Origin of the sequence: Pseudoalteromonas sp. Isolate3 (assembly GCF_022398505.1) — a bacterium.
Taxonomy (GTDB): domain Bacteria; phylum Pseudomonadota; class Gammaproteobacteria; order Enterobacterales; family Alteromonadaceae; genus Pseudoalteromonas; species Pseudoalteromonas apostichopi.
In genome coordinates this window covers 1-4,041 of the sequence record NZ_JAKEVN010000187.1, presented here as the reverse complement: position 1 = coordinate 4,041, position 4,041 = coordinate 1, and the positions used below count along the sequence as shown (strand labels likewise).

General features: G+C 42.8%; 4 protein-coding genes. All 4 read left to right on the top strand.

The genetic code is table 11. The annotated features are described in order from the left end of the window. Window positions 1–411: DUF4426 domain-containing protein (locus L1D46_RS19865; protein ID WP_239978106.1), on the top strand; the 411-nt coding region annotated here is incomplete at its 5' end. A gap of 7 nt (window positions 412–418) precedes the next feature. Further along, window positions 419–1,018 carry an XTP/dITP diphosphatase gene (locus tag L1D46_RS19860; RefSeq protein WP_058586594.1) on the top strand — a complete coding sequence of 200 codons (600 nt, stop codon included), beginning with the start codon at window positions 419–421 and terminating at the stop codon, window positions 1,016–1,018. After that, window positions 1,015–2,148 (top strand): radical SAM family heme chaperone HemW, encoded by a 1,134-nt coding sequence (gene hemW / locus L1D46_RS19855; RefSeq protein ID WP_130049647.1) that lies wholly within the window; start codon window positions 1,015–1,017, stop codon window positions 2,146–2,148. The genes L1D46_RS19860 and hemW overlap by 4 nt, the downstream gene beginning before the upstream one ends. A 40-nt stretch (window positions 2,149–2,188) precedes the next feature. Beyond that, window positions 2,189–4,024: a DUF885 family protein gene (locus L1D46_RS19850; protein WP_130049648.1), complete on the top strand. Its 1,836-nt coding sequence runs from the start codon at window positions 2,189–2,191 to the stop codon at window positions 4,022–4,024. Window positions 4,025–4,041 lie beyond the last annotated feature (17 nt).

The following is a 4,041-nucleotide window of genomic DNA, read 5'->3' as shown; positions in this document are numbered from 1 at the left end:
GTATTAAGTTTATTTACAAGCTATGCCAAAGCGGATGAACAGGCAGGCGCTCAGTACAAGGTACTTGGCCCTTGGGAAGTTCACTACATTGCATTTCCATCGACCTTTATCCAGCCTAATATCGCCAAAAACTACGATTTAGAGCGTAGCCCTAGCAAAGGGATTATTAATATTTCGGTATTAAAAAACAGCGATAAAACAGCACAGACTGCAACTTTAACAGGCACAGCACGTAATTTGCTTGGCAATAAAAAGCCGCTTAAATTTAAAGAAGTTGTTGAAGGCGATGCAATTTATTACCTAGCTCAAATCGATTATAGCAACGAAGAAATCTACCGTTTTGATATCGAAATAAATCAAAATGGCAAAGTACAAACGCTGAAGTTTCAGCAAAAATTTTACGTAGATTAATAGACCTATGAATAACACCTTGGTTTTAGCCACGGGTAACCCTGGCAAAGTAAAAGAGTTGGCAAGTATGCTCAGCCCTCTTAATATTAACGTGGTTCCACAAAGCGATTTTCAAGTACCAGACGTGCCTGAAACAGGCACCACATTTGTTGAAAACGCCATTATTAAAGCGCGCCATGCTGCAAAGATCACTGGCATGCCTGCTATTGCTGATGACTCAGGTCTTGAAGTTGACGGCCTAAATGGTGCACCGGGTGTATACTCTGCACGCTTTGCCGGAGCGGGTGCAAGCGATCAAGATAATATCGACAAGCTATTAAAAGAGCTTGCTGATAACCCAGTTCGCAGTGCGCGTTTTTGGTGTGTTTTGGTATTAATGCGCCACGCCGACGACCCTACACCACTTATTTGTAGTGCCAGTTGGGAAGGCGAAATCACCCATAGCCAAGATGGTCAGGGTGGATTTGGTTATGATCCTGTTTTTTACGTACCGTCTGAGCAATGCACTAGCGCTCAGTTAACTAAGGAGCAAAAAAATGCCCTTAGCCATCGCGGCCAAGCTTTAAAACAACTACTTGCGCAATTGCAGCAAAAAGGCGGCCTGTGAGTTTACCGCCTTTAAGTTTATATGTGCACGTGCCTTGGTGCGTGCAAAAGTGCCCATACTGTGACTTTAATAGCCATGGCCAAAAAGGCACAATCCCCGAAAAAGAATATGTTCAGCATCTAATTGATGATCTCAAGGCCGACTTGCACTTAGTGCAAGGGCGTAAAATCCACAGCATATTTATTGGTGGCGGTACCCCAAGCTTATTAACGGGTGACGCTTATACCCGCTTACTAGGTGAAGTCGACAGATTAATTGGCCTAAGTGATGACTGTGAAGTTACCCTAGAGGCTAATCCCGGTACCGTCGAAACAGGTCGCTTTAAAGAGTATGTTGCCGCTGGCATCAATCGTATTTCGATTGGCGTACAAAGCATGCAAAATGACAAGCTAAAAGCCCTTGGCCGTATTCATGGTGCTGACGAAGCAAGCTATGCAGCTAAACAGGCACACCAAGCGGGGTTAAATAGCTTTAACCTTGATTTAATGCATGGCTTACCCGGACAATCTCTTGAAGATGCCTTAAGCGACCTTGAAAAAATCATCGCGCTTAATCCTCCACACATATCTTGGTATCAACTAACGATTGAGCCGAATACTCAATTTGCTTCTAAGCCACCGACCTTACCGCATGACGACACTCTGTGGGATATTCAAGAACAAGGTCAAGCATTGCTGGCAGCTGCAGGTTATGAGCAATACGAGATCTCAGGCTACGCGAAGCCCGGCTACCAATGCCGTCATAACTTGAATTATTGGCGATTTGGCGATTATCTCGGTATCGGCTGCGGTGCACATGGTAAAATTACCGATGAAAATAAAGTCATCACCCGTACGGTGAAAGTAAAACACCCACGAGGTTATATGGATCTTGCCAAACCGTATTTATACGAACAATGGCAAGTAGCAGAAGACGACTTAGCTTTTGAATTCTTTATGAATCGTTTTCGTTTAGTCGAACCCTGCCCCAAAGCTGATTTACCTTTGCTTACAAGTTTGTCACTGCCAAGTCAGGAACAAGCCTTGACTGATGCAATTGCAAAAGGCTTACTAATTGATGATAAAGATAACTGGCAGGTAAGCCAAAAAGGCCACCGCTTTTTAAATGACCTGCTAGAATTATTCGTTTAAGAATTATAATTAAATTTCTAACAACTACAAAGGAACGATAATGCGTAAACTGACCTTCATCGCTGCGGCGGTAAGTGTTGCATTACTTGGCGGCTGCCAACAAATGCAAGAGCAACCGAAGCCTGCACCAAGTGTACAAAGCCAACCTGTACAAAGTGAAATCGATAAAGCAAATGCCTTCTTCGAAGATACTTTTAACCGTGATGTAATGAAAAGCCCTATCTATCAAACATACATGGGCATCAAAAAAGATTACGACAAATGGGACGATGGCAGTGAAGAGCGCGTTTTAGAAGACTTTGAACAAACTAAAGCTGATCTAGTTGCGCTTAAGGCAATTAACCGTGACCTATTAGATGACGCGACGAAAGTAAGCTACGACCTTAAAAAGCAAGATTTAGAAAACGAAATTGCTGATTTCAAATGGCGTCATTACAACTACCCAGTGAACCAAATGTTTGGTGTTCACTCGATGATCCCAGCGTTTTTAATCAACCAACATCAAATTGCTGATGTGTCAGATGCTAAAGCGTATATCTCACGTTTAAATGGTGTTACAACGGTTATTGATCAACTAATCAAAGACCTTGAAGTACGTGCAGATAAAGGCATTATCGCCCCTAAGTTTGTTTTCCCACACGTAATTGATTCAAGCAATAATATCTTACGCGGCGCACCATTCCATGATGGTGAAGACTCAACGTTACTTGCTGACTTTAAACGTAAAGTAAACGCATTAGAGATTGCCGACAGCGAAAAATCAGCACTTATCAGCGATGCAGAAAAAGCCTTAAAAGCAGCAGTAAAACCTTCTTACACTAAACTAATTAACTTCTTAGCTCAGTTAGAAAAGCGCGCTGATGACCGTGATGGTGCTTGGAAATTCCCTGACGGCGAAGCGTTCTACAACAATGCGCTAGCACGTACCACAACAACTGATTTAACAGCGAAAGAAATTCACACAATCGGTTTAGCTGAAGTCGCGCGTATTCACGACGAAATGCGTGAGATTAAGGACAAAGTAGGCTTTAAAGGTGACCTTAAAGCATTCATGCAATTCATGAAAACTGATAAGCAGTTCTACTACCCGAATACCGCTGAAGGTAAACAACGTTACCTTGATGAGGCAACAGCGCTTATCGATAACATGAAGTCTCGTCTAGACGAGCTATTCATTGTTAAGCCAAAAGCAGACCTTAAGGTTAAAGCTGTTGAAGCATTCCGCGAAAAAGCAGCAGGTAAAGCGTTCTACCAACAACCTGCACCAGATGGTTCACGCCCAGGTATTTATTACGCAAACCTTTACGATATGGAAGCAATGCCAACATACCAAATGGAAGCACTTGCATACCACGAAGGTATTCCAGGTCACCACATGCAAATTGCTATCGCGCAAGAGCTTGAAGGTGTGCCTAAGTTCCGTAAGTTTGGCGGCTACACAGCCTATGTTGAAGGTTGGGGTTTATACTCTGAGCTAGTACCAAAAGAAATGGGCTTATACGAAGACCCATATTCAGATTTTGGTCGTCTTGCGATGGAATTATGGCGTGCATGTCGCCTAGTAGTAGATACAGGTATCCATGCTATGAAGTGGACTCGTCAAGAAGGTATCGACTACTACGTAAATAACACACCAAATGCGACGTCTGATGGCGTTAAAATGGTTGAGCGTCACATTGTAATGCCTTCACAAGCAACGGCATACAAAGTGGGCATGCTGAAAATTTTAGAGCTTCGTGAAGCGGCTAAAGAAAAACTAGGCGATAAATTCGATATTCGTGAATTCCACGACGTAGTACTTAAAAATGGTGCAGTACCATTAAACGTACTTGAGAAGTTTGTTGACCAATGGGTTGCTAAGAAACAGGCAGCTTAAACAATAAAGACTTGAAA

Bases quoted from the DNA above. Each gene is read 5' to 3' on its own strand.
- L1D46_RS19860 (WP_058586594.1), top strand. From the start codon at position 419: ATGAATAACACCTTGGTTTTAGCCACGGGTAACCCTGGCAAAGTAAAA.
- L1D46_RS19850 (WP_130049648.1), top strand. From the start codon at position 2,189: ATGCGTAAACTGACCTTCATCGCTGCGGCGGTAAGTGTTGCATTACTT.